The sequence below is a fragment of the Ketogulonicigenium vulgare WSH-001 genome, from assembly GCF_000223375.1.
GTDB classification, from domain to species: Bacteria; Pseudomonadota; Alphaproteobacteria; order Rhodobacterales; family Rhodobacteraceae; genus Ketogulonicigenium; species Ketogulonicigenium vulgare.
In genome coordinates, this window is sequence record NC_017385.1 from 191950 (window position 1) to 214263 (window position 22314).

Below are 22314 nucleotides of genomic sequence, written 5' to 3' on the forward strand. Positions count from 1 at the left end.
ATGAAACGCTCTGTTATCCTGCCGACTGCGATTGTCGGCGCCCTTGGACTTGCCGGTGTGCTGGCGGTTCTGTTCGCATGGCACCTGCCGCCCTTTTCCCCCGCGCTGCCCAGCACGGAAAACGCCTATCTGCGCGGCAAGGTCACCAGCCTTGCGCCGCAACTCTCGGGCTATATCAGCGAAGTCCCCGTCACCGACTTTCAGGAAGTCCATGCGGGCGATCCCATAGCCGTCATCGACGACCGCACCTATCGCGAGCGTCTGGCCCAGGCCGAGGCGACCCGCGCCGGTGCTGATGCCGCACTCAGCGTCGCGCAGCAAAATGTCCGCTCGGCCGAGGCGACCTTGCACGCCAAGGAAGCCGCGCTGGTCGCGGCGCAGATCGCGGTTGATACCGCCCAATCCGCCCGTGACCGCACGTCCGAGCTGCGCACGCGCGGCGTCGCGACCGATGCCTCGATCGAGCAGGCGGACCTGTCGCTGCAAAACGCCGTCGCGCAATATAGCCAGGCCGAAGCCACCGTCGCCGTCCAGCGCGAACAACTGGCAGGCGCCATCGCGCAAATCTCGACCGCCGAGGCGAATATCGCCAGCGCCGTCGCTGCCGTGGCCCTCGCGCAGCTCGATCTGGAACATACGGTGATCCGCGCCCCAGCCGATGGCTACCTTGGCCAAGTCTCGGCCCGCGTTGGACAATATGTCTCGGCCGGCACCGCGCTGGTGCCGCATGTCGGCAAGGATCTGTGGGTCATCGCCAATTTCAACGAGGGGAACCTCTCGGCGATCCACCTCGGCCAGCATGTCACCTTCTCGGTCGATGCGATGGGCGGGCAGAATTTCGCGGGCACGGTCGAGAGCTTTTCGCCCGCCGCCGCATCCGAGTTCAGCCTGATGCAGGGCACCAATGCGACCGGGAATTTCACCAAAATCCCGCAGCGTGTCCCCGTGCGCATCACCATTGATCCCGATCAGGCAGGAACCCAGAACCTCGTCCCCGGCCTCTCGGTCAATGCAAAAATCCAGCCCCTCTAAGGGCTGGATTCCCGCGCGTTATTTGCCGCCAAAGTCGATATCGCCGACCACCCGCAGGCGCACACGCCGCGCTTTGCCGGGCAGATAGGCGATGGGGATATCCTCTGCATCAATCACGCTGATCGTCTCCTCGCCCGCGCCTGCGGCCACGGCCTGCGCGCGGGCCAGACGCTCGGCCTCGGCCAGCGCGGCGTCGCGATCAAGGCCCGAGAACACCTGATCCACCTCGCCCGAGACCTGCGCCATCGCCGCGCCAATCGCGTTGGCGACACCGGCATGTTCGACTCGCACCACTTCCGAGCAGCCCCGTAATTCGTCCGGGATCAGGAAGGCCCCGCCCCCAACCGCCAGCAGCGGCGTGCCCTCGGCCGAGGTTTTCATCCGGTCGACGTTTTCTTCCAGCAGCTTGCGCATACCGGCCAGCGCGCCATCGACCAGCGCCTTGTCCAGACCCTTCACCCGATCCCTGTCGCCGATCTCGGCCAGACCCGCCGCGACCGCGATATCGGTCGCGGTCAGGATGCTACCCCCGAACACCATCGCATCGCGCAAAAGGTTATACCCGACCGAGCGCGGGCCAATCGCCAGCGTCTCGGGGTTGATGATCGTGCCGCCCCCCAGCGCAATCGGCAGCAGGTCGGGCATCCGGAACAGCGTGCGCACGCCGCCCACTTTCACCACATTATTCGCCTGACGCGGGAAGCCGCCCTGCAGATAGCCGATATCAGCCGTCGTGCCGCCGACATCGACCACCATCCCGTCAAGGCGACCCGTCAAAAACGCCGCCCCGCGCATCGAATTGGTCGGGCCAGAGGCAAAGCTATAGACAGGGTTCGCCGCCGCCACATCCGCCAGCACCACCGTGCCGTCGTTCTGCGTCAGATAGAACCGCGCGGTAATCCCGCATTCCACCAGCGCCTTGCGAAACGCATCGACCGTGCTGGCGCCAAGCCCCTGCAAGGCCGCGTTCAGCATGGTGACGTTTTCCCGCTCGAGCAGGCCGATCCGGCCCAGCGTATGCGACAGCGTGATCCGCGCATCGGGGATGACGGTGCGGATGACCGCGGCAGCCTCCGCCTCGCCCTCGGCGGTCAGGGGCGAGAACAGCCCCGTGATCCCGACCGACGTGATCCCCGCATCGCGGATCTGATAGGCGGCATCGAACATCTGTTCGCGGTTGAACGGCACCAGCGGGCGACCGTCATATTCATGCCCGCCCTCGACCATAAAGCGCAGCGGCGCAACCGCATCGAACAGATCCTGCGGCCAATCCACCATTGGCGGCAGCGAGGCCGAGGCCGGCATCGCGATCCGCACGGCGGCGGCGCGCTCCAGACGCGCGCGCTCGACCACCGCATTGGTGAAATGCGTGGTGCCGATCATGACCGCATCAATCGCGATATGCGGCTCGGGATCGGCGGCCATGACCGCTTTGATTGCATTCACCACGCCCGTCATCACATCGGCGGTGGTGGGTTGTTTGATAAAGGACAAAACCCGCTCGCCGGTGATCAATACGGCATCGGTATTCGTGCCGCCTACATCAATACCAATACGCTTCATGTGTCGAAAACCGATTTGAAATCCATATCATAGCCAAAGGCGCGGGGGCCGACGTTCTGCAAGCCGCGTTCCGTGCACAGCACCGCAGGCGCAGGCAGCGCGACGACCGTGACGCGCTGGCCATAGCGCACCGTCTCAGTTCCAATCGCCTCGCCGGAAACCGTATCCAGCAGGCACAGCAGATCGGGCGTGCTGGCGACGGGCGTGCCGTTCCTATAGGCGACCGTCCATTCGTTCTGGAACGCCAGCTCCATCACATCGCCCGCATCGCCGTCCAGCCCTTCGATCTTGGCCGCGCCGCGTAGGAAGCCGCCCGTCGTCGTGCGGTCGATATCGGCGATCTTGCCAGTGAACATGCGGATGCCGCCCTCGTAATCGAGCACCGCTTGCACGGGATCAGTATGTGCGGCCTGCGCCGCCATCACCGCGCGTCCCAGCCCGATGGCCTTGGTCACGGTGTTCAGCACGCCCCATTCCTTGACCTCGGCGCCCGTGCGGGGCGCCTTGCAGGTGGCCGAGGTCGAGCCCACTTCCGTCACCATCGCGCGCGAGATCCGCTCCATCCATTTCCAGGTCGGCACTTTGGTCACAATCGCCTCAGAGCCGCGGCAATCCACCAGCGACAGCGGATACATTTTCAGATCACCAATGGCGAAACTGGTCATCTGCGCCTCGGGATAGGCGCGGCCCATCGCATCGGCATCCACCACCGGAATCCCCAGATGCGCGGCGGCCAGAAACGGCGACAACGCATTACCGCCGCCAATTTCGACCGACATCACAGCGGCGAATGTTTTGCCCAGATATTCCTCCATCGCGCGGACGGCACGGGCCAGATGTTCGGGATCGACCAGACGTTCCTGCCCCACCAGCGGCGCGCCCATTTTGGACACGACCGCAACCATATCATCATCGGCCAATTCCGATGGGTCGATCAGCGACACGGTTTTGCCGTGGCGATAGAGTTGATGCAGGTTCAACTGCGCCAGATAGGGATTGCCGCCGCCGCCGGTGCCCAAAATCCAGGCCCCCATGGCCAACGGATCAATCTCGTCCGCGGTGAAAAGACGTGTCATGGCACGCGACCCCCTTTGGTTGGGCTTGACTGCCACCAGCGATAGCCTGATTGCAAAGACGGTTAAATAAGGGATGCCCCCTATGTCCAACCGCCCGACAGCAGTCTATTTCCTGACCGCAGGCCAAAGCCCGCGCCCCGATCTGATCGCGGATGTGACGCGCGCCTTGCCCCTGCCGATCGAGGCGCATGAAATCGGCGCGCTGGATGGGCTATCGCCCGCCGCCATCGCCGCGCTTGCCCCCACGGAGGACGAGGCGCAGATCATGACCTTTGACGCGGGCGGGCAGTGGATCACCCTGTCCAAGCCGCGCCTTGCCGCGCGGATGGCCGCGGCGCTGGCGCAGGTGCCGGTCGATCAGCGGCCGCTGGTGGTGATCCTCTCGACCGGCCTTTTGGGCGATTTCGACACGCCCTTTCCCACCGTGAACGCGCAGCGCGCATTGGAAAGCACCATCAGCGCCCTGGCCGAGATGGGCGAGCAGATCGGCATCATCCAGCCGCTGCCGCATCAAGCCGCGTATGAGGCGATCCCCGCGCTATCATCCTATAAAGTCGAGAAAATCGCCGCCCGCATGGGTGATCGCACCGCGCTGGAACAGGCAGGCCGCGCGCTGTCGCATTGCGCCTTTATTGTGCTCAATGCCGTCAGCTATAGCGCGGCGGATGCCGATATCGTGCGCGCCGCATCTGGTCGGCGCGTGCTGCTGGCGCGCAAGATCGTCGCCTCGGCGCTGCAATTGCTGCTGTCGACGCGCCGGGCGCCGGGCAGCGATCTTGCGCCGGACCTGCTGTCGGGCCTGACCCCGCGCCAGCGCCAGGTTCTGCTGCTGATGCCTGAGGGTCTCTCTAGCAAACTGATCGCGCGGCGATTGGGTATCAGCCCCAAAACCGTAGAAATCCACCGCAGCCAGATCATGCGCCGCCTCAACGTGCGATCCGCGCACGAGCTGATCTTTCTGATCGCCGCGCAACGGAGCGCCGAGGGCGGCATCTAGTGGTCTTACCCTATTCCGCCCGCCCGCCATTCGCCCTAGGGTGCGCGCATACGAGAGGACCCCACCATGACGACCACGGTTACAACCGTTCTGAACGACCCCCGTTTCAAAGCCGCCGAAGCTGCTCTGCAACAGGGCTACACCCGCTTTGTGGATGAGCTGATCACCCTGACGGAGATCCCCGCCCCGCCGTTCAAAGAGCAGCGCCGCGCGGCCGCCTATCTGAAAATGATGATCGATGCCGGCCTTGATGACGCCTTTATCGACGATATCGGCAATGTCTGCGGCGTCTTGCGCGGCGGCCATAACGCCGGCCATGTTGCCGTTGCCGCCCACCTCGACACCGTTTTTCCCGAAGGCACCGATGTCACCGTCCGCCGCGAGGGCACGCGCCTGTTCGCGCCCGGTGTCGGCGATGACACGCGCGGCCTTGCCACCAATCTGAACATGATCCGCGCGCTGATCGCGGCAGGTATCCGGCCCGCGCGCTCGATCCTGTTCGTCGGCGATGTCGGCGAAGAGGGCAAAGGCGATCTGCGTGGCATCCGCCACCTGTTCGAACAGGGCCCCTTTAAGGGCCAGATCGAGGCCTTTGTTGGCGTCGATGGCGATCAGACCGCCCGCATCGTCAACCAGGCCGTCGGCTCGCTGCGCTATCGCGTCACCTTCCGTGGCCCCGGCGGCCATAGCTTTGGGGCCTTTGGCGTCGTGAACCCCGCCTATGCCATGGCCGCGGTTCTGACCGGCCTCTCGCAGCTTCACCTGCCGACCGAGCCGAAAACCACCGCCACACCCTCGGTGTTCGGCGGCGGGACCTCGGTCAATGCGACGCCCGAAGCCGTCTGGTTCGAACTTGACCTGCGCTCGGTCTCGGCCACGGAACTCACGCGCATCGACCGCGCATTCCGCGCGCTGCTGGATCAGGCGGTCGCGGCGGAAAACGCACGCGGGCAAACCCATGCGGGTGTGATCTCGGTCGAATTGCAAAATATCGGCAACCGCCCTGCGGGCCTGTGCGATCCGGCCTCGGATATCGTGGCCGCCAGCCTTGAAGCCGCCCGCGCCTATGGGTTCGACGCCGAATTGCGCGCCTCCTCGACCGATGCGAATATTCCGATCAGCCTTGGCGTGCCTGCCGTTTGCATGGGGCACGGCGCCGATGACAACACCCGCGCCCATTCACTGGAAGAAAACATCGATGTGGCCGAGGATAAAGTGATGCGGTCGCAATCCGCGATCCTTGCCACCATTCTGGCCGTCGCTGGCATCGCCGAATAATGTAAATGCCGCCCCCGTCACTGGGGGCGGCATTCCTTTAGATATCAAGGCCGTAGATATCTCGTGCGGCCGCCTCGGAAATCCGACCCTCGCGCAGATCGCGACGCACCAGATCACGGTCGCGCTGGCGCGGATCGCCAAAGCCGCCGCCGCCCGATGTGACTGCCGCCGCCTTTTGACCGTCCTCCAGCATACCGTTACGCGCCGATAGCGGCTTTACGCCCTCGCCCAGTTCAATCCGCGCAAGGCCGCCCGGCGCACCGCCATCCAGACCCCAAGCCGGGATGCGGTTCAGCGGCCCGCCAAGGTTCACCGTCGCCTGATGACCGGTGGGCGAGATGCGGCGCCGGATCGCCATGCCGCCGCGATATTGCCCCGCGCCGCCAGAATCCTGCACCAGCTCGTAAACATCGACCGACAGCGGATATTCACTCTCCAGCGCCTCGACGGGGATATTGGCGGAATTGGTGCTGTTCACATGCACCCCGTCCAGCCCGTCCAGCCGCTGGCGCGCGCCCATGCCGCCGCCCATGCTTTCGTTATAGACATAGAACTTGCCATTGCGCGGGTTGGTGCCACTGACCGTCTGCACGGTGACACCCGTCGATCCCGCAGGCACCCGATCCGCCAGCACCGGCGCGAGCGCGGCGAACATCATGTCGATCAGCCGCTGCGAGATATCGTGACGGCTGTAAACGGCGGCGGGTGCGGTCGCATTCACCACCGATCCCGCAGGCGCGGTGATCGACAAGGCGCGATGGAAACCGGCATTCGCGGGCGTTGCGGGATCGATCAGCGTTTTCACCACGAAATAGACGCAGGCCTGCAGCGCGGTGAACACCATATTCATCCCAGACCGCGTTTGCGGCGGACAACCGGTAAAGTCGAACAAAGCCTCATCGCCCTTGATCTCGATCGCGACCGACAGGTTCAAAAGCTCCGGCCAAAGGCTGGTATCGAAATCATGCGAAAAGGCATAGCGCCCATCAGGGATCGCACTGATACCGGCGCGGGCCATACGCTCGGAATAATCCAGCAATTGCGCGCTGGCCGCATCGACCGTTGCCGCGCCATAGCGGGTGTACAGCGCCTGCATCCGCTGCACGCCCAGCCGGTTCGAGGCCATCTGCGCACGAAAATCGCTGACGCGCTCCTCGGGCACCTGACAGTTCAACAGCAGGAAATCGAGGATATCTTGCTGGATCACGCCCGCGCGATACAGACGGATCGGCGGGATACGCGGCCCCTCTTGGAAAATATGCGCATGGCCGCGGTCGACGAAATCGGAATGGTGCGCGATATTCGCAACCCAAGCGACAATCGCGCCCTGGGCGAACACCGGCTCGAAAAAGACGATATCGTTCAAATGCGTGCCGCCGCCGGTATAGGCGTCGTTGCCGATGAACACATCGCCCTCGACCACGGTGGACAGGTCCGTGCGCGACAGCACCGCCTCGGCGATACCCAGCAGCGATCCCATATGCAGCGGGATCTGCTGCGCCTGCGCGATCAGGCGGCCGCGCGTGTCAAACACCGCCGCCGAACAATCGCCGCGCTCTTTGATATTGGCGGAATAAGAGGCCCGCATCAGCGCGCGGCCCATCTCCTCGACCACAGTGGACAGCGCATTGCCGATGACTTCGACGGTAATCGGATCAAGCTTCATCGGCATCCTCGGCAATCACAAGGTTCAGATAGGGGTCGATGGTGACGGTCTGGCCGTCCAGCACCAGCGTGGTGCTATCCATCTGGTTCAGGATCGCCGGGCCTTTCACCACATGGCCGGGCTGCAACTGCGCCCGATCATAGAGGGGCAGCGCCGCGAAAGTGCCACGCTCTGGCAACCAGACATCGCGCGTGCCGGTGATGGCGGCGCTGGCGGGGCCGGTTGCTGGCTCCTCGGCCGACAGGCGCGCGCGCGGCACATGGCCGGTCGCGGCAAGGCGCAGCGCGATGATATCGATTGGCTCATCGGGGAAGGCATAGCCATAGACTTGGCGATGCGCCTCGGCAAAGCCCTCGCGCAGTGCAGCGACAGTCGCATCTGTGATCGGACCTGCGGGACAATCGACCGGCAGTTCAAAGCCTTGGCCGCGATAGCGCATGTCTAGGCTGCGCTGGGTGGCGCGGTCGGCATCCGCAATGCCCTGCTGCGCAAACCAGCCCTCGGCGCGGGCCTCCAGCGTGGCAAAGCTTTCGGCCACAGCGCCCAGCCCCTCGGCATCCAGCCGGATGCGCCGCCCCAGTGCGAAATGCGTCTTTAGATCGGTCAGCAGCAGACCCATCGAACACATGATGCCCGGATTGCGCGGCACCAGCAGGCGCGGCATGTCCAACTCACGTGCAAGGCGCGCCGCGTGCAAGGGGCCTGCGCCGCCAAAGGCCATCAGCGCATAATCACGCGGATCATAGCCGCGCTCGACCGACACGACGCGGATCGCCTTGGCCATATTCGCCGTCGCGACCGCGATAATGCCCTGCGCCGTCTCCATCAGACCCATGCCAAGGCGGTCTGCCAGCGCTTGGATCGCATCCACCGCAGCCTGACGATCAATCGGCAAACGCCCATCCAGCAGATGCGTCGGATGCAGCACACCCAGCACCACATTGGCGTCGGTCACGGTCGGCTCGGTATTGCCCTTGCCATAACAGACCGGGCCGGGCACCGCGCCTGCGCTTTGCGGCCCGACCTTCAGGTGGCCGCCCGCGTCGATCCAGGCGATCGAGCCGCCGCCTGCACCAACCGCGTGAATATCCAGCATCGGCACTTTGATCGGATGGCCGTGCACCACCGCATCCGTCACCAATTGCGGCCGCCCCTTGTCGATCAGCGCCACATCGGACGACGTGCCGCCCATATCAAACGTGATGACATCGGGGAAACCTGCCGCGCCCGCAATCTCTAGCGCGCCCATGACGCCCGCCGCAGGGCCAGACAGTACGGTGCGTACCGGATACATCGCGGCCTCGGCGGCGGAAATCACGCCGCCATTGCTTTGGGTCAGGCGCGGCTCGGGCTGAACGCCAATCGCCTGCAAACGCGGCCGCAGCCGGTCAAGGTAACGCTTCATCACCGGCCCCAGCGCAGCGTTCACCACGGTGGTCGAGAACCGTTCAAACTCGCGATACTCGGGCGCGACATCGGCAGAGGAGGCGATGAACACGCCCGGCAATTCCTCGGCCAGAATGCGGGCAACGGTTTCTTCGTGATCGGGGTAAAGATAGGCGAAGAGGAATCCGATGGCGACAGATTCCACACCCTCGGCGCGCAAGGTGGCGGCGCGGGCGCGCACCTCGGCCTCGTCCAGCAGGATGCGGACCGAGCCGTCGAAATTCACCCGCTCAGAGAGTTCCAACCGCAGATCGCGAGGGGCCAGCGGCGGCGTTTTCACCTGCTGCAGATCATAAAGATCCGGCCGCATCTGGCGGCGGATCTCGATCACATCGCGAAAGCCTTGCGTCGTCAGCATCGCGGTTTTCGCGAATTTGCCGGTGATCAGCGCATTGGTCGCAACCGTGGTGCCATGGCCGACATAGGCCACCTCGTCAGGCGTGCGCCCATAGGCGGCCAACCCCTCGGCGATGCCGGTGGCAATCGCCTCGGACGGGTCGGCATTGGTGCTGGAGACTTTCCACACCGAGAGCTTGCCCGTTGCGGGGTCGTAAATTGAAATATCGGTGAATGTGCCGCCGGTATCGGCGCCGACGCGCAGGCTGGGGATTTTATCTGCCATCATCTTACTTCGTTGCGGTGCCAGCCGGAACGGCGTGGCCAAGAACATGCATCAGCCGGTTCGCCCAGCCAAAAATTGAAACGGCATGGATCAGGTCCGACACATCCGATGTCGAAAATCCGTGATCCAGCAGGGCCTGCACCTGCGCGCGCGTCGCGCCTGCGGGCGTTTGGGTCAGCGCGCGGGAAAAGTCGATCACCGCGCGGATTTTCGGCTCGAACGTACCGTCCATGCCGCGGGTATAAAGCTCTTTCACCACATCATTGCGCCCCGACAGACGGTCATAGCGCCGCGCGTGGACGGATGCGCAGTAAACGCATTTATTCACGGCAGACGCCACCAGCGCCCCCAGCTCGCGCCATTCATTCGATAGCCCTCCCTCATCATACATGATCTGGTTATAGAGGACAGTCCGCGCCGCATAGCTTTCGGGATCATGCGCCAGCGTACGCACATAGGGCGAGACCTTGCCACCCGAGGGCGTGACCTGCATCGCCTCTAGCTGCGCGGGGGTCGCATCCTCCATCGCCAGCGGCTCAAGATAGGGCTGCCACGCAAGGGCTTTAACGGTAAAAGCGGCCATTTCAGAACCCCTCCAGCAGCGCATGACCCTGACGGATGCGGGTCTCGTAATTGATAAAGGCCACCAGCTCCGACAATGCGATGATCTGCGGCACCGAAAGACCGGCGGCGACCAGCGCGTCGATATCGCCGCGCGTCGCATCGGCGGGATGGCTGGTGATGTGGTCGCAGTGGCGCGCCATCGCGGCGGCCCCAGCATCCCCCAGATCACTGGGCAGCGCGCCCTGCGCGATTTGCAGCGCCAGCCCGTCCAGACCGGCGCGATAGGCCGCCGCCATCTCGGCCTGACCAATCAGCACGCACATCCGCGCAGCCAGCCCCGCGCGCAACTGCGGCGCCAGCCCCAGATCATCGCGCGGCTGAATGACCGAGGCGCGGCATGCATCGGTACTGTCGCGGAAACTGGCGCGCTGGGGCACCTCGGGAAAGGCAAGATCGGCCATGATACTGCGACGTCCTTTTACTTTACTTATTCGGATATCGAATTTGTTACGCTGTTGAATGTCAATATAGGATGAAACATTCCGCTTGTGTAGCCGCGCTTTCGCTGAACGAATGGGCAGACAGATGTAACAATCAGATTCAGTAACAATCAGATTCAGGCACGCAGGACATATGATGGCAGGCAACTCCCTTTTCGATCTTCGGCAACTCGAGGCCTATGCCGCCGTCATTTCGACCGGATCGGTCACCGGCGCTGCCAAAGTGATCGGCAAATCGCAACCCGTCGTCACCCGCCTGATCCAGGACCTCGAGGCCGACGTCGGCTTTCCCCTGTTCGCCCGCCACGGTCGCCGCATCACGCCCACGCAAAACGGCAGCCTGTTCTATCGCGAGGTCGAGCGTCTGCTGGCCGATGCGCATCGCACCCGCCAGCGTGCCGCCGACCTGTCACACCGGCAAATCGGCTCGGTCGCACTGGCCGCGACGGCCACGATGGCGGCGTCCATTGTGCCGCGCGCGCTAAAGGGCCTGCGCGATCAGGGCTATGCGCCCAAAGAAATCGTGCTGCGCAGCCAGACCTCGGAAGAGGTCATCCAATCCGTCGCCGCCCGACAGGCTGATATCGGCATCGCCAGCCTGCCCCTCGACCACCCCGCCCTCGAGGTGCAATGGATCGCCGAGGCCTCATGCGTCTGCGTCTTGCACGAGGATGACCCGCTGGCGGCGCTTGATGTCATCGACCTTTCCGCCCTCGCCGGACGCCCGATCATCACGCTGCTGAACCCTTACCGCGTGCTGGGCCGGATTTCCGCCGCGCTGCATGATATCGAACCCGAAAGCGTCATCCGCACCAATTCCTCGACCACGGCGCTGAATATGGTCAGCGCGGGGCTGGGCGTTGCGATCTTAGAGCCCGTCTCGCCCATCGGGCAACGGTTTGCCAATACCGTGGTGCGGCCGCTGTCGGTGTCGATCCCCTATTACTGGGGCATCGTGACCCCGGTGGGTCTGCCCGAATCCCCGATCATCCAACCGCTTGTCGAAGCGCTGATCACCGCATCCCAGATGGATATGCCCGGCTTTCGCATCCGCGACGTGCGCGAGACGGAAAGCATCCTGAAAAATATCTTTACGGCACCAGAATAACGGATGCCCCGGCGCAAGGCCGGGGCGTCTTGCTTAGTTCGGTACAAAGTCCATGGCGCGCTTCCAGTCGTCGCCGCGCGCTTGCCATGTGACCTCATCGCTGGTCGCATAGGTCACGGGCTGCTCGTACAGGAACACGAAGGGCGCCTGCTCGCACATCAGCGCGGTGGCTTGGTTATAGGCCTCTTGGCGAACAGCGGGATCGGTGCTGGCGCGGCCAGCGGCCAGATAGCCGTCGAACTCGTCATTGTGCCAGAAGGCATAGGGGTTGCCGCCCTCGGCCAGACCCAGCAGGCCATCGGCGTCAATCGTCGGCCAGGCATAGGACAGCAGCGACAGACGGCCGACGTCATGCGCCTTGATATGTTTGTCCTGATAGGCGCCGAACGACATTTCGACGATCTCGATGTTCAGACCAATGTCCGTGAACATCATCTGCACCGCTTGCGCGACCTCATCGCCCTGCAGATAGGTGCCGACCGGCACTTCCAGCTCGATCGTCTGCGAGGTGTCGATGCCCGATTCCTCCAGCAGCGCAATCGCGCGCTCGGGGTCATAGGGATAGGGTTCAAGATCAGGGTTATATCCGAAATACTGATCCGTCAGCAGCTGGCAATTCGCAACGCTCGCCATGCCGTTGAACAAAGCCTCGGTGATCACCTCTTTATCCACCGCATAGTTCAGCGCCTGGCGCAGCGCGAGGCTCTCCATCGGCTCTTTTTCGGTGTTGATCTTGAGGAAGGTCGTGCGCGTTGCGGGCACAGAACCTGCGGTCAGATTGGCATCGGCATCCAGACCTTCGACCTCGGATACGGGGATCTTGTCGGCAAAGTCGATCTCGCCGGCGCGCAGCGCGGCGACGCGGGCGGCATCTTCGGGGATGATGCGGATTTCAACGCGATCAAACGCAGGCGCAGCCCCCCAGTAATCGGCATTCGCCTCCAGCGTGATGCTGCTGCCCGGCACGCGATTCGTCATCACATAGGGCCCACCCGAGGTGGTTTCCAGCGCAGGGTTCACATCATTCATCCACTGCGGCGGCAGCAGGAAGAACATCGACAGCTGATCGGCCAGCGCGGGATAGGGAATCGCGGTCTTCATCTCGACGGTCTGCGCGTCGATCACATTCACTTCCGAAATATTGGTGAACCAGCTTGCAATGCGCGAGTTCAGCTCGGGGTTGGTGACCCGTTCGATATTCGCCTTGACGGCCGCGGCGTCCAGCACCTCGCCGTTGATGAATTTCGCCTCGGGGTTCAGATGGAACACCCAAGTATAGTCGTCGGTCGCCTCCCAGGATGTCGCCGCATTCGCTTGCAGCGCCATATCGGGGCCACGCAGCACCAGCGAGGGATAGATGTGGCTGGCGACGCTCAGATCCGAGCCGATCGATGCGGTCATATGCGGGTCAAGCGTGGAGACATCACCCGACAGCGCCATGACCAAGGTGCGGTCTTGGGCGGCGGCGGGGGCGGCAAATGCGGCCGCAAGGGCCAGCGAGGACAGGGCCGAGGCCCAAAGACGGGTCATAGGGAACTCCTAGCGTTAGAACTTGGCGTTAAAGTTTATGCAGACAGAAATTCACGCACGGCGGGCATCACCACATCGGGGGCCTGCGCGTGGACGGAATGGTTTGCCCCTTCGACGACCAACAAGGTCGCATTGGGGATTTTTTCGGCCATCAGGCGCGACTGGCTGACGGGGCAGATCCAGTCATCTTCGCCGACGCAGATAAAGGTCGGGGCCGTAATTTCGTGCAGGCGTTCGCGCACATCATAGGCCAACCACTGGTCGTCGTCATAGAGGTCATTATGCGCCTGCAAATGCACCGGCATATCGCGGGTGCGCTCGAACGCCTTTTGCGCATCGAAAGTCGCGGGATCATCGGCATACAGCGGCTGCATCGCCAGCCACAGCAGGCGGAATTCCAGATCGCTTTCGACGCGGTTTGAAAACAGCTTTTCGATCATCGCAGGCGTCAGGCTGGGCACCAGATGGGCGCGTGCCTTCATGATCTCGATCGCCTCGGCTTCCATGTGATAGCTGGGCGCGGTGCCGCGCAGGATCAGCTTGGAATAGCTGCCGGGGTGGCGAAGGGCATAGGTCAGCGCGATGAAACCGCCAAACGATCCGCCGATGACGATACATTGTGCGTCGCCGCAAAAATGCTTGCGCAGCGTCTCGATATCATCGGCCAGCTGGTTAAAGGTAAAGGGCAGCGTGTCGGTGGTCTTGCCATGGCCGCGCTGGTCATAGCTGATGACGCGGAACTTGTCCGACAAAGCCGCACCCCAAGTGCGGAAATCATTCCCCAGCTCGCCCGCACCGCGACCGCCGTGAAGGGTGAAAATGACCGGCGCCCCTTCGGGCCCTGCAACCTCGTAATTAAAGGTGCAACCATCCAGTGTGACCTGCGGCATAACGCGACTCCTTCTGCTTGTTACAATCGTGAAGTGAATTTGAATCCTTTGCAAAGCCAATTTTCACATAAGAGGGGAGGATTCATTCCGTTCTCGAATGTTGCTGTAGAATGCCTATACTCTGTGCTTATTAAATTCGCATTTGCGATTTGTATGGCAGTTGAATTCGCTTTTCACATTGATTAGGCCGAATAGACCTGTAAGCCTGACCCAAATTTCGGGCAGTCCATTCTGGGAACCATGATGCGTGATATCTCCCTCGCCGCGCTGGAAGCGCGCCTCGCCCAAGACCTCGACCGGTTGAATTTCACCGGCAAGGATTGGGTGCCACCGACCGTCATCGACGGGGCGCGCGTGCGCGATGTCGTGGTGATTGGCGCAGGCATGTGCGGGCTGGTAACCTCGGTCGCACTGCAAAAGCACGGCATCTTGAACCATGTCGTCTATGACAAGGCCCCCGCCGGACTTGAGGGGCCATGGCTGACCATCGCGCGGATGGAGACGCTGCGTTCCCCCAAACAACTGACCGGCCCCGCTTACGGCCTGCCCTCGCTGACCTTCCGCGCCTGGTATGAGGCAAGTTACGGCACCGAGGCGTGGGACGCGCTGTTCCGCATCAGCCTCGAGGACTGGATGGCCTACCTCGTCTGGTATCGCCGCGTCATGCATGTGCCGGTGGTGAACGGCGCGGAAATGACGGGAGTCTCGGCTGGCCCCGATGGCCTCATCGCCCTCGACATGGTGATTGACGGCGTGCAAACGCAGGTGCTGACGCGCAAACTGGTGCTGGCCACCGGCCGCGATGGCCTCGGCGGGCCGTTCCTGCCGCAGGTCGCGCGCGATCTGCCCGCGTCCTTACGCGCCCATTCCGCCGACATCATCGACTTTGACGCCCTGCGTGGCAAGGTCGTCGGCGTTGTCGGCGCGGGCGCATCCGCGATGGACAATGCCGCCACCGCGCTGGAACACGGCGCGAAAGCCGTGCATATGTTCATCCGCCGCACAGATATTCCCCGCCTGAACAAGGGCATGGGCATCGGCAGCCCCGGCATGACGCATGGCTATCTCGACCTTGACGATATGTGGAAATGGCGCATCCAGCACCATTTGAACACCAGCCAGACGCCGCCGCCGCGCCCCTCGACGCTGCGGGTCTCGCGCCACGCGAACGCCTATTTCCACCTCGGCGCGCCGCTGACCAGCCTGCGCGAGGACGCTGGCCGCCTGTCGCTGGACACGCCCAAAGGCCATTTCGACCTTGATTTCATGATCTTCGCCACCGGCTTTGGCGTCGATTATACGCAGCGCCCCGAACTTGTCGCGGTCACACCGCATATCAAACTGTGGTCCGACACCGGCTTTCCGGACACGCTGCCCGCCGATCTGAAAGACAACGCGCTGGCCTCGGCGCCCGACCTCGGCCCCGCGTTCGAGCTGCGGGAAAAGACGCCGGGCGCCTGCCCGATCCTGAATTCGATCTACAGCTTCAACTTCCCTTCGACGCTGACCCATGGCAAGCTGTCGGGCGATATCCCCGCCGTGTCCGAAGGCGCCGACCGCCTTGTGCGCGGCATCACATCCGCGCTGTTCACCGCCGATATCGAACAGCATTGGACCTTGCTTGAGACCTATGCCACCCCCGAGCTGCTCGGCGATGAGTGGCAAGACGCTGATACAAAGGAGGCGCCATGAGCCGCTATCTGCTGCGCCGCCTGATCGAGGCGGTCATCTCGGTCTGGGGTGTTTTGACAATCGTCTTTTTCGTCGGGCGGCTGCTCGGCGATCCGGTTTCGCTGCTGGTGCCGATTGGCGCCTCGGTTGCGGATATGGAACGCCTGCGCGCAGGCCTCGGCCTCGACCTGCCGCTGTGGCAGCAATATCTGACCTATATGGGTCAGGTGCTGCAGGGCGATTTCGGCACCTCTTTCGTCTTTAACCAACCCGCGATGCAGGTGGTGCTGGAACGGATGCCCGCCACCGCGCAACTTGCCGGTGCGGCGCTGGCCATCGGCGTGCTGATCGGCGGCACGGCGGGGATCATTGCCGCGCTGAACAAAGGCCGCTGGCCCGAGACGCTGGTGCTGGGCTTTGCCATGATCGGCCAGGCGACACCGACATTCTGGCTGGGTATCATGGCGATCTTGTTCTTTGCCGTGCAACTGGGATGGGTGCCGACCGGCGGCTATGGCACATGGCAACACCTGCTGCTGCCCGCCTTTACCGTCGCGATCTTTATCTCGGCCTCGATCGCGCGCCTTTTGCGCTCCTCGATGCTGGACACGTTGCGCGAGGATTACGTCCGCACCGCCCGTGCCAAGGGGCTGATGCCCCGCACGATTCTGATGTGGCACACGCTTCGCAACGCGCTGATCCCCGTCATTACGATGATCGGCATTCTGGTCGGCGAACTCTTGGGCGGTGCTGTCGTGACCGAGACCGTTTTCGCATGGCCCGGCGTCGGTCGCCTGATTTTCCAAGCGATTGACCAAAAAGACTTTCCCGTCATTCAGGCTGGCGTCGTCCTTGTCGCCACCATCTTTGTCGTCGCTAATTTTCTGGTCGACCTGCTTTATGCCGTGCTTGACCCCCGCATCAAGGAGGGCCGGGCATGATGTCGTTCCTGCGCGCGCTTTTGCGCAGCAAAGGCGGGCTGATCGGCGCGATCATCCTGTTGGTTCTGGTGGCGGTGGCCATCGGCGCGCCGCTGTTGGATCTGTCGAACCCGATCCGCGGTGATCTGCGCGCCCGCCTTGTCGGACCGACATGGGAGGGGCTGTTCGCCCCCGGCGCCCATCCCTTTGGCACCGATCCCAACGGCCGCGATATCTTGGCGCGCGTGATCTATGGCGCGCGGATCTCGCTGTCGATTGCACTGGCGGCGGTGCTGCTGGGCGCGCTGATCGGCGTCACACTGGGCATTGTTGCGGGTTTCACCGGCGGCTGGGTCGATGCGATCCTGATGCGCCTTGTCGATATGCAACTGGCCTTCCCGCTGGTGCTGTTCGCGCTGCTGGTCGTCGCCGCCCTGGGGCCGAGCCTGACGAACCTGATCATCGTCCTTGGGATCACCAGTTGGACGCAATATGCCCGCATCGTGCGCGGCCAGGTCCTTGCCCTGCGCGAGCGTGAATTCGTGCTGTCGGCCCGCGCGGCCGGGGCCGGATCTTTGCGCATCATGGCCCGCCATATCCTGCCCAATGTGATGACCCCCGTGCTGGTCGTCGGCACGCTGGAGCTGGCGCGGATTATCGTCATGGATGCGGCGCTGTCGTTCCTTGGCCTTGGCGTGCAGCCGCCCACCCCCAGCTGGGGCCGGATGCTGGCGGATGGCCGCGTCTATATCACCTCGGCTTGGTGGGTCGTCACCTTCCCCGGCCTTGCCATCGCCCTGACCGTCCTCAGCGTGAATCTGCTGGGTGACTGGCTGCGCGACTATTTCGATCCAAAGGCCCGCCAATGACAAATCGCACCCCCCTTTTGGAAGTCCGCAACCTATCGGTGGCCTTTGACACGCCCGCGGGTACGGTCCATGCGGTGAATGACGTCTCCTATACGCTGCACAAGGGCGAAACCCTTGGCGTTGTGGGCGAAAGCGGCTCGGGCAAATCCGTCCATGCCATGTCGATGATCGGCCTGATCGCCCGCCCGCCGGGCCGTATCACCAGCGGCGAGGTGCTGTTTCGCGGCCGCGACCTGCTGAAACTCTCCGAAGCCGAGCTGCGCGATATCCGTGGCCGCGAGATCGGGTTCATCTTCCAAGATCCTATGACCTCGCTGAACCCCGTCCTGACGGTCGAGCGGCAGTTGATCGAGACCCTGACCCGCCACCTTGGCCTGACGGGCGCACAGGCCCGCACCCGCGCGGTCGAGCTGCTCAAGATGGTGCGCATCCCCGATGCCGAACGCCGCATCAAATCCTATCCGCACCAATTCTCGGGCGGGATGCGTCAGCGCGTGATGATCGCGATGGGGATCGCCTGCGGCCCGGAACTGGTCATCGCGGACGAGGCGACCACCGCGCTTGATGTGACTGTACAGGCGCAAATCCTTGATCTGATGAAGGATCTGCGCCGCGAACATGACACGACCCTGATCTGGATCACCCATGACATGGGCGTGGTCGCGGGCCTCGCCGACACCGTTCAGGTAATGTACGGCGGCCGCATTTTGGAACGGGGGCCGGTGGATGCCGTCTTTGCCAGCCCGCGCAACGCCTATACTTGGGGTCTGCTGCGCTCGCTGCCGACCGAGGGCGGCGCCCAAAAGACCCGTCTTTACCAGATCCCCGGCAGCCCGCCTGATCTGACCAAACCGCCTGCGGGTGACCCGTTTGCGCCGCGCAATGAATTCGCAACCCCCCGCTGCGCGCGCGAGATGCCGCCACTGCTGCCCGCCGTGGGCAGCGATCCGAACCACCTTGTTGCCGCATGGTATGACCTGCCCGCGCTGATCGCGGCAAAGGAGGCCGAATGACCACCCCCCTTTTATCGGTCAAGAACCTGTCGAAAACCTATCGCGGCCCGGGCGGCAAAGACGTTCTGGCCGTGCGCGGCGTCAGCTTTGACCTCGCCCCGCGCGAGATCCTCGGGCTGGTAGGCGAAAGCGGCTCTGGCAAAAGCACCACCGGCCGCCTCGTCCTGCGGCTCGAGGATGCAACCACCGGCGAGATCACCTTTAACGGCCAGCGCATCGACACATTGCCCCAGCGCGCCCTGCGCCCGGTGCGCCGCGAAATGCAGGTCGTGTTTCAGGACCCCTATGCCGCGCTGAACCCGCGCATGACCGTCGGCAAATTCGTGTCCGAGCCGATGGAGATCCACAAGATCACCGCGGGCCGGACCGAGACCCGCGACCGCGTCGCCGATCTGTTCAAGCAGGTCGGCCTCGACCCCAGCTTTATGGATCGCTACCCGCATGAATTTTCCGGCGGCCAGCGTCAGCGCATCAACATCGCCCGCGCCATCAGTATCAGCCCAAAGCTGATCGTCGCGGACGAGCCGATCACCGCGCTGGACGTGTCCATTCAGGCGCAGATCGTGAACCTGTTTTCCGATCTGCAAGAGCAGCTTGGCCTTGCATATTTGTTCGTCGCGCATGATCTGGCGATGGTGCGGTTCCTGTGCCACCGCGTCGCCGTCATGCTGCGCGGCCGGATCGTGGAAATCGCGCCGACCGAAAGCCTGTTCCAAAACGCGCAACACCCTTATACGCAGGCGCTGATCTCGGCCATTCCGATCCCTGATCCGGCCCGCGAACGCGCCCGTCGCGCCCTCAGCTATACCCCTGACGAGGCTGCGCTTTCGGGCGAACTGCGCGAGGTTTCGCCCGGTCATTTCGTGCTGCAAGCGTAACATCAAACTGTCATCATCGCGGGCTATGGACAGGGATTCTCCCACCATAGACCCAAGATGATGACAGATCCTTTTATCCCCTCCGCCCGCCTTGCCCAACTGATTGCCGCCGCTCATGCGGGCGGCGCCATCGCCCGCGCCGCACTGCGCCGCCGCGACGCCTCCGAGGTTGTCCACAAAGCCGTCCGCGATTACCAGACCGAGGCGGATGTCGCGGTCGAACGTGCCATTGTCGCCCATCTGGCGCCCCATTTCCCCGATCACGCCATCGCGGGCGAAGAGGGCGCCGATGACCGCGCGGGTTCCGCTGGCCGCATCGTCATCGACCCGATCGACGGCACCACCAATTTCATGTGGGGCATGCCGCATTTTGGCGTCGTGATCACGCTGGTCGAAGGCGGCGAGACCGTCGCGGGCGTCACCTATGACCCGATGATGGACGAGACCTTTGCCGCAGAACGTGGCGCGGGGGCCTATCTCAACGGCCAGCGCCTGCAACTCAGCCACAGCCTTGACGCGATCAATGCCGTCTTTGGCGCGGGCCTGCCGATCCCCGGTCAGGTGAAATCCGTGACCGAGGCACGCTATCATGCCGCCCTGCGCCGCCTGATGGATACATCTGCGGGCGTGCGCCGCCTTGGCTCCTCGGCGCTGTCGATTGCTTGGGTTGCGGCGGGCCGGCTCGACGGGTTTTTCGAAGATGGCCTGTCGCTGCATGATTACGGCGCATCGGTGCTGATCCTGCGCGAAGCGGGCGGCATCGTCACCGACTTTGCCGGCGGCGACATCAAAAACCCCGGCGCGATCCTTGCGGGTCGGCCGGGGCTGCATGATTGGCTGCTGGAGGGCTTTAAAGCCTAAGCTTGGCAGGCCGCCCATAGGCCAAGGGGGTCGTCGGTCGTGATCTGATCGACCCCCAGCGCCATCAGATGACGCGCAATCGCCACGGTCTGCGGCGTCACCGCCTGCAGCGTATAGGCATCGACGCGGCGCCCTGCCGCGCCGAATGCGGCAATCAGATCGAACCGATCATAATCCGCCTGCAACACCGCGTGATAATCCAGATAGATCATCTGCGCCTGCCCCGCATCTGCCAGCGCCTGTGCGACAAATCCCGCATAATCACGGCTTTCGCGCAGGCGCGTCAGCGCGCCGAAATGGCACGGATCATAACCGGTCATCACAGCGGGCGCAGCCGCCTGCAGCCGCGCGACCATTGCCGCATCCCCGCCCGAAACGATGATATGCCGCGCCACGGGCTGGACGGCTGCGGCAAAGGCCGCCACATCATCATCCCCGATCTGATCCGCGTTTTCCTTCATATCCAGCTGCAACAGCGCCGTATCAGGCAGTGAACCCGCCAAGGCGGCACATAGGTCCCCCAGCAGCGCTACACCCACATCCGTCACGCCGCCCGCATCGTCGCGGCGGCGCAGCGCACGGATCTGATCCGCGCTGGCCTGATCGACCCGCCCCGTGCCATCAGTGCCGCGATCCAGCGTCTCGTCATGCAGCACGGCAAAACCGCCGCCCGCATGGCGCACCAGATCCACCTCGACCCGCGCGCCGGCGCGCATGCCTTGCAGGATACGGGCGGGGGCGAATTCCATATCCCCCGCCTGCCGACGGCCGCGGTGCCATTTCAGCCAGGTACGACCCTTGGCGTGATCAATGAACAGCGGCTCAGCCATGGAACACCGCAATCTCGGCGGCGGCGGGGCGCACGACATCCCCTGCCTGCCACGGCGCATCCGGCGGGCAGATCACCTTGACGCGCGGGCCATCGTCCAGCCCGACCTCGGCCAGCAGGTGCGTGCCAAAATCCGTCACGCGATGGACGCGCCCGCCTGCGCCCGGATGCAGTTGCATCGCCTCGGGCCGGATCGCCAGCATTGCGGGGCCATCGGGCAATTCCGCGCAGTGCTGGAACAGCGGGTGGGTCGAGGCATTGGCCGCAAAATGCGTCGGCACAAAGTTCATCGTGCCGATGAAACCGGCGACAAACCGCGTCGCGGGCTGGCGATAGATGCGCGCGGGCGTATCCGCCTGCTCGATCGCGCCGTCTTTTAGCACCACAATCCGGTCGGCCAGCGCCAGCGCCTCGTCCTGACCGTGCGTCACGAACACAGTGGTGATCCCCAAACGCTGCTGAATATCGCGCAGCTCCTCGCGCAGGCGTTCGCGCAAATGCTGATCCAGCGAGGCAAACGGCTCGTCCAGCAGCAGGATCTTTGGCTCAAGCGCCAATGAGCGCGCCAGCGCCACCCGCTGCTGCTGCCCGCCCGACAACTGCCAGACGCGGCGCTTGCCGTAGCCCTCAAGGCCGACCAGCACCAGCACCTCATCGACCTTTTGCGCGATATCGGCGCGGGTCATACCGCGCAGACGCAGGCCAAAGGCGATATTTCCGGCCACATCCATATGCGACCACAGGGCGTGGCTTTGGAACACCATTCCTGTCGGGCGCTTTTCCGGCGGGACGCGGGTCATATCGGCCCCGTCGATCAGCACCGCGCCGCCATCGGGCGCCTCGAACCCGCCGATCATGCGCAAGATGGTGGATTTGCCGGACCCCGACGGGCCTAGCAGGCACACAAGCTCGCCATCCGCCACCTCGAGCGAGACGGATTTCACGACATCTTGCCCGCCAAATCCCTTACGCAGCCCCTGCAATGTCAAACTGGACATGGT

20 protein-coding genes are annotated in these 22314 nt (G+C 63.7%); 10 read left to right on the plus strand and 10 right to left on the minus strand.

The features are described 5' to 3' along the window. Nucleotides 1-1032, plus strand: a complete 1032-nt coding sequence (locus KVU_RS15825; protein WP_014538200.1) for an HlyD family secretion protein — start codon at nucleotides 1-3, stop codon at nucleotides 1030-1032. Between the two features lie 18 nt (nucleotides 1033-1050). Here the strand turns inward: KVU_RS15825 and KVU_RS15830 are convergent, their stop codons facing one another. Continuing rightward, nucleotides 1051-2595 (minus strand): hydantoinase/oxoprolinase N-terminal domain-containing protein, encoded by a 1545-nt coding sequence (locus KVU_RS15830; protein WP_014538201.1) that lies wholly within the window; start codon nucleotides 2593-2595, stop codon nucleotides 1051-1053. Further along, nucleotides 2592-3671 carry an S-methyl thiohydantoin desulfurase family protein gene (locus tag KVU_RS15835; protein ID WP_013385593.1) on the minus strand — a complete coding sequence of 360 codons (1080 nt, stop codon included), beginning with the start codon at nucleotides 3669-3671 and terminating at the stop codon, nucleotides 2592-2594. Before KVU_RS15835 ends, KVU_RS15830 begins: the two co-directional genes overlap by 4 nt. Before the next feature lie 82 nt (nucleotides 3672-3753). Between KVU_RS15835 and KVU_RS15840 the strand changes: the two genes are divergently transcribed. Continuing rightward, on the plus strand, nucleotides 3754-4668 hold the full coding sequence (locus KVU_RS15840; RefSeq protein WP_013385594.1) for an AroM family protein: 915 nt from the start codon (nucleotides 3754-3756) through the stop codon (nucleotides 4666-4668). 66 nt (nucleotides 4669-4734) lie between these two features. After that, on the plus strand, nucleotides 4735-5946 hold the full coding sequence (locus KVU_RS15845) for a M20/M25/M40 family metallo-hydrolase (protein ID WP_014538202.1): 1212 nt from the start codon (nucleotides 4735-4737) through the stop codon (nucleotides 5944-5946). A gap of 37 nt (nucleotides 5947-5983) precedes the next feature. Here the strand turns inward: KVU_RS15845 and KVU_RS15850 are convergent, their stop codons facing one another. The 4 genes from KVU_RS15850 to KVU_RS15865 are packed head-to-tail and all read right to left on the minus strand — an operon-like array spanning nucleotide 5984 to nucleotide 10705. Continuing rightward, nucleotides 5984-7612 carry a hydantoinase B/oxoprolinase family protein gene (locus KVU_RS15850; RefSeq protein ID WP_013385596.1) on the minus strand — a complete coding sequence of 543 codons (1629 nt, stop codon included), beginning with the start codon at nucleotides 7610-7612 and terminating at the stop codon, nucleotides 5984-5986. Then, nucleotides 7602-9683: a hydantoinase/oxoprolinase family protein gene (locus KVU_RS15855; protein WP_014538204.1), complete on the minus strand. Its 2082-nt coding sequence runs from the start codon at nucleotides 9681-9683 to the stop codon at nucleotides 7602-7604. The genes KVU_RS15850 and KVU_RS15855 overlap by 11 nt, the downstream gene beginning before the upstream one ends. Nucleotide 9684: 1 nt before the next feature. After that, nucleotides 9685-10263 carry a peroxidase-related enzyme gene (locus KVU_RS15860; protein WP_013385598.1) on the minus strand — a complete coding sequence of 193 codons (579 nt, stop codon included), beginning with the start codon at nucleotides 10261-10263 and terminating at the stop codon, nucleotides 9685-9687. A gap of 1 nt (nucleotide 10264) precedes the next feature. Continuing rightward, the gene (locus KVU_RS15865; protein ID WP_013385599.1) at nucleotides 10265-10705 is read right to left on the minus strand and encodes an esterase; all 441 of its coding nucleotides are present in this window, start codon (nucleotides 10703-10705) and stop codon (nucleotides 10265-10267) included. Between the two features lie 175 nt (nucleotides 10706-10880). Here KVU_RS15865 and KVU_RS15870 point away from each other — a divergent pair, with 175 nt between their 5' ends. After that, nucleotides 10881-11852, plus strand: a complete 972-nt coding sequence (locus KVU_RS15870; protein ID WP_013385600.1) for a LysR family transcriptional regulator — start codon at nucleotides 10881-10883, stop codon at nucleotides 11850-11852. 33 nt (nucleotides 11853-11885) lie between these two features. Here KVU_RS15870 and KVU_RS15875 read toward each other — a convergent pair whose 3' ends face one another. Both KVU_RS15875 and KVU_RS15880 read right to left on the minus strand, forming a co-directional pair. Further along, nucleotides 11886-13382: an ABC transporter substrate-binding protein gene (locus tag KVU_RS15875; protein ID WP_013385601.1), complete on the minus strand. Its 1497-nt coding sequence runs from the start codon at nucleotides 13380-13382 to the stop codon at nucleotides 11886-11888. A 35-nt stretch (nucleotides 13383-13417) separates the two neighbouring features. Beyond that, a complete protein-coding gene (locus tag KVU_RS15880) occupies nucleotides 13418-14272 on the minus strand; it encodes an alpha/beta fold hydrolase (protein WP_013385602.1) in 855 nt (284 codons plus the stop codon). A gap of 240 nt (nucleotides 14273-14512) precedes the next feature. Between KVU_RS15880 and KVU_RS15885 the strand changes: the two genes are divergently transcribed. The 6 genes from KVU_RS15885 to KVU_RS15910 are packed head-to-tail and all read left to right on the plus strand — an operon-like array spanning nucleotide 14513 to nucleotide 20484. Continuing rightward, the gene (locus tag KVU_RS15885) at nucleotides 14513-15964 is read left to right on the plus strand and encodes an NAD(P)-binding domain-containing protein (RefSeq protein WP_013385603.1); all 1452 of its coding nucleotides are present in this window, start codon (nucleotides 14513-14515) and stop codon (nucleotides 15962-15964) included. After that, nucleotides 15961-16884 (plus strand): ABC transporter permease, encoded by a 924-nt coding sequence (locus KVU_RS15890; protein ID WP_013385604.1) that lies wholly within the window; start codon nucleotides 15961-15963, stop codon nucleotides 16882-16884. Before KVU_RS15885 ends, KVU_RS15890 begins: the two co-directional genes overlap by 4 nt. Next, nucleotides 16881-17732 carry an ABC transporter permease gene (locus KVU_RS15895; RefSeq protein WP_014538206.1) on the plus strand — a complete coding sequence of 284 codons (852 nt, stop codon included), beginning with the start codon at nucleotides 16881-16883 and terminating at the stop codon, nucleotides 17730-17732. The genes KVU_RS15890 and KVU_RS15895 overlap by 4 nt, the downstream gene beginning before the upstream one ends. Beyond that, nucleotides 17729-18745, plus strand: a complete 1017-nt coding sequence (locus KVU_RS15900; protein ID WP_013385606.1) for an ABC transporter ATP-binding protein — start codon at nucleotides 17729-17731, stop codon at nucleotides 18743-18745. Before KVU_RS15895 ends, KVU_RS15900 begins: the two co-directional genes overlap by 4 nt. After that, nucleotides 18742-19623, plus strand: a complete 882-nt coding sequence (locus tag KVU_RS15905) for an ABC transporter ATP-binding protein (RefSeq protein ID WP_013385607.1) — start codon at nucleotides 18742-18744, stop codon at nucleotides 19621-19623. The genes KVU_RS15900 and KVU_RS15905 overlap by 4 nt, the downstream gene beginning before the upstream one ends. Nucleotides 19624-19680: 57 nt before the next feature. Continuing rightward, nucleotides 19681-20484, plus strand: a complete 804-nt coding sequence (locus tag KVU_RS15910) for an inositol monophosphatase family protein (protein ID WP_013385608.1) — start codon at nucleotides 19681-19683, stop codon at nucleotides 20482-20484. On the opposite strand, the gene KVU_RS15915 is transcribed toward KVU_RS15910, so the two are convergent. Both KVU_RS15915 and KVU_RS15920 read right to left on the minus strand, forming a co-directional pair. Then, nucleotides 20481-21314, minus strand: coding sequence for a glycerophosphodiester phosphodiesterase (locus tag KVU_RS15915; protein WP_013385609.1), 834 nt, complete (start codon nucleotides 21312-21314; stop codon nucleotides 20481-20483). The two genes, KVU_RS15910 and KVU_RS15915, sit on opposite strands and share 4 nt — an antisense overlap. Further along, the gene (locus KVU_RS15920) at nucleotides 21307-22311 is read right to left on the minus strand and encodes an ABC transporter ATP-binding protein (RefSeq protein ID WP_013385610.1); all 1005 of its coding nucleotides are present in this window, start codon (nucleotides 22309-22311) and stop codon (nucleotides 21307-21309) included. Before KVU_RS15920 ends, KVU_RS15915 begins: the two co-directional genes overlap by 8 nt. Nucleotides 22312-22314 lie beyond the last annotated feature (3 nt).

Coding starts and splice junctions, on each gene's coding strand:
- KVU_RS15890 (WP_013385604.1), top strand. CDS start 15,961: ATGAGCCGCTATCTGCTGCGCCGCCTGATCGAGGCGGTCATCTCGGTC.
- KVU_RS15865 (WP_013385599.1), bottom strand. CDS start 10,705: ATGGCCGATCTTGCCTTTCCCGAGGTGCCCCAGCGCGCCAGTTTCCGC.
- KVU_RS15885 (WP_013385603.1), top strand. CDS start 14,513: ATGATGCGTGATATCTCCCTCGCCGCGCTGGAAGCGCGCCTCGCCCAA.
- KVU_RS15840 (WP_013385594.1), top strand. CDS start 3,754: ATGTCCAACCGCCCGACAGCAGTCTATTTCCTGACCGCAGGCCAAAGC.
- KVU_RS15905 (WP_013385607.1), top strand. CDS start 18,742: ATGACCACCCCCCTTTTATCGGTCAAGAACCTGTCGAAAACCTATCGC.
- KVU_RS15825 (WP_014538200.1), top strand. CDS start 1: ATGAAACGCTCTGTTATCCTGCCGACTGCGATTGTCGGCGCCCTTGGA.
- KVU_RS15915 (WP_013385609.1), bottom strand. CDS start 21,314: ATGGCTGAGCCGCTGTTCATTGATCACGCCAAGGGTCGTACCTGGCTG.
- KVU_RS15870 (WP_013385600.1), top strand. CDS start 10,881: ATGGCAGGCAACTCCCTTTTCGATCTTCGGCAACTCGAGGCCTATGCC.
- KVU_RS15875 (WP_013385601.1), bottom strand. CDS start 13,382: ATGACCCGTCTTTGGGCCTCGGCCCTGTCCTCGCTGGCCCTTGCGGCC.
- KVU_RS15845 (WP_014538202.1), top strand. CDS start 4,735: ATGACGACCACGGTTACAACCGTTCTGAACGACCCCCGTTTCAAAGCC.
- KVU_RS15895 (WP_014538206.1), top strand. CDS start 16,881: ATGATGTCGTTCCTGCGCGCGCTTTTGCGCAGCAAAGGCGGGCTGATC.
- KVU_RS15855 (WP_014538204.1), bottom strand. CDS start 9,683: ATGATGGCAGATAAAATCCCCAGCCTGCGCGTCGGCGCCGATACCGGC.
- KVU_RS15880 (WP_013385602.1), bottom strand. CDS start 14,272: ATGCCGCAGGTCACACTGGATGGTTGCACCTTTAATTACGAGGTTGCA.
- KVU_RS15920 (WP_013385610.1), bottom strand. CDS start 22,311: ATGTCCAGTTTGACATTGCAGGGGCTGCGTAAGGGATTTGGCGGGCAA.
- KVU_RS15900 (WP_013385606.1), top strand. CDS start 17,729: ATGACAAATCGCACCCCCCTTTTGGAAGTCCGCAACCTATCGGTGGCC.
- KVU_RS15860 (WP_013385598.1), bottom strand. CDS start 10,263: ATGGCCGCTTTTACCGTTAAAGCCCTTGCGTGGCAGCCCTATCTTGAG.
- KVU_RS15830 (WP_014538201.1), bottom strand. CDS start 2,595: ATGAAGCGTATTGGTATTGATGTAGGCGGCACGAATACCGATGCCGTA.
- KVU_RS15835 (WP_013385593.1), bottom strand. CDS start 3,671: ATGACACGTCTTTTCACCGCGGACGAGATTGATCCGTTGGCCATGGGG.
- KVU_RS15850 (WP_013385596.1), bottom strand. CDS start 7,612: ATGAAGCTTGATCCGATTACCGTCGAAGTCATCGGCAATGCGCTGTCC.
- KVU_RS15910 (WP_013385608.1), top strand. CDS start 19,681: ATGATGACAGATCCTTTTATCCCCTCCGCCCGCCTTGCCCAACTGATT.